Annotated in this window: 2 protein-coding genes; one reads left to right on the top strand and one right to left on the bottom strand. The window is 66.3% G+C overall.

All coding sequences use genetic code 11. From position 1 onward, the window contains the following. Nucleotides 1-104 precede the first annotated feature (104 nt). Entirely contained in the window at nucleotides 105-440 is a 336-nt protein-coding gene (locus tag GPA_RS13765; protein ID WP_015540241.1) for a winged helix-turn-helix transcriptional regulator, read from the bottom strand. Nucleotides 441-604: 164 nt separating this feature from the next. Between GPA_RS13765 and GPA_RS13760 the strand changes: the two genes are divergently transcribed. Continuing rightward, on the top strand, nucleotides 605-1,402 hold the full coding sequence (locus GPA_RS13760; RefSeq protein WP_015540240.1) for a hypothetical protein: 798 nt from the start codon (nucleotides 605-607) through the stop codon (nucleotides 1,400-1,402). Nucleotides 1,403-1,598 lie beyond the last annotated feature (196 nt).

Genomic DNA, 1,598 nt, shown 5'->3' with positions numbered 1-1,598 from the left:
TTCGGGGATTCTACCATGCGGCAGCAGCGTCGCGCCTGATGGTCAGGGGAGCGTAGCCGATCCCTCCGCCAGTGCCCGGCAAGGCATGCGCCGTTGCTGCATGGTTACCCGCGGTCCTTGCCCAAGTGCTCGATGCAGCGTAGCCCCCAGGCCTCGAACTGCGCCAGCACCGGGCGGAACTCCTCGCCAAGCGGGCTCAGCGCGTACTCCACCTTGGGCGGCACCTGCGGGTACTCCGTGCGCGTGATCACGCCGTACTCCTCCAGCGAGCGCAGCTGCTTCGCCAGCGTGGCGTGCGTCATCTCGGGAAGGCGCCGCTGCAGCTCGTTGAAGCGCACCGGCCCGTCCTCCAGATGGTGCAGGATGACGATGGACCACTTGCCCCGCAGCACGCGTTGCGCGGTGACGTAGGGACATATGCCGAACAGGTCCTGGGTCATGGCTCCTCCTTGCGGTTCCTCCCCGTCGTTCCCGCGGCGGGGTGCTTCCTTTCGAGATACCGGGTATCCGAAAAGATCGTACTTGTGGGCTAGTATACACGATACTAAAGTAACCTATGTCAAAAAAACGAACTGTAAAGTTCATCCGGGGAAAGGAACAGATCATGGAGAAGAACGACTTCGAGGCCATCGAGCTCGGCAAGGGCGCCGTGCGCGTGTACGACTTGGGCGCGGCGCGGCTCCATGCCTACCAGACGAACGATCCGCTGGCCGACGAGGTGTTCGTCGTGGAGAGGGGCGGCCGCGGTTTCGTCATCGAGCTGCCTTGCTTCCGCGACAATATCGCCGAGCTGGAAGCGTACGTGCGCGGGCAGGACATTGCCGTCGAGGGTATCGTTGCCGCCTACCATATGGCCGGCGGCAGCTTCATGCCCGGCACGCCCGTCTACTCCACGGGGGAGGCCGAAGCCTACGGTCACGAGGGCGGCGGCAAGGCGCTGGTCGACGGGTTCGCTGCGGCGTTCGGCGAGGCCTTCGACGCCTCGGTCGCCCAGGTGACGAACCTGGTGGAGGGGGACGAGCTTGAGCTGGCGGGCGTTTGCATGCGCCTCGTGCGCAACGCCGATGCCTTCGACCTGGAGCTGCCCGAGCTGGGCGCGGCGTACCTGCACATGCTGGGACACGACTGCCACTCCATCGTAGCCGGCCCTGCGCATGCCGACGCGCAGATCGCGCAGCTGCAAGGTCTTGTCGAGGCGGGCATCGACCTCATCCTGACCAGCCACTACACACCGGAAGACCTGAAAGACGCCCGCACGAAGATCGCGTACCTGGAAGAGCTCAAGCGCCTTGCGGCCGCCAGCACCACCGCCGAGGGTTTCAAGGCTGCGGTAGATGCGCGCTTCCCCTCCTACGGTGGTGCGAACTACCTCGACATGACGGCCGGGTTCTTCTTCGCGTGACGACGGGCCTCGCGGCGCGTCTGGCGGGTGCGCGGCCGTTGCGGGGCGGCGCGGAAAGGCGCATACTCGAGATGGACGAAAGGAGCTTCCATGGTGCAGGTGAGCGAAGCGCGCGCGGCGGGCGGCGCGCGCGGGCGGGACGAGGACGTGGCGTACCTGGTGCGGTACCTGCTGGAAGAGCGGGGCCTCGCGCAGG

The organism is Gordonibacter pamelaeae 7-10-1-b (assembly GCF_000210055.1).
Taxonomy (GTDB): Bacteria; Actinomycetota; Coriobacteriia; order Coriobacteriales; family Eggerthellaceae; genus Gordonibacter; species Gordonibacter pamelaeae.
The sequence above is the reverse complement of the archived record's forward strand: the minus strand, read 5'-3'. Positions and strand labels throughout refer to the sequence as shown.

Coding starts and splice junctions, on each gene's coding strand:
- GPA_RS13765 (WP_015540241.1), bottom strand. CDS start 440: ATGACCCAGGACCTGTTCGGCATATGTCCCTACGTCACCGCGCAACGC.
- GPA_RS13760 (WP_015540240.1), top strand. CDS start 605: ATGGAGAAGAACGACTTCGAGGCCATCGAGCTCGGCAAGGGCGCCGTG.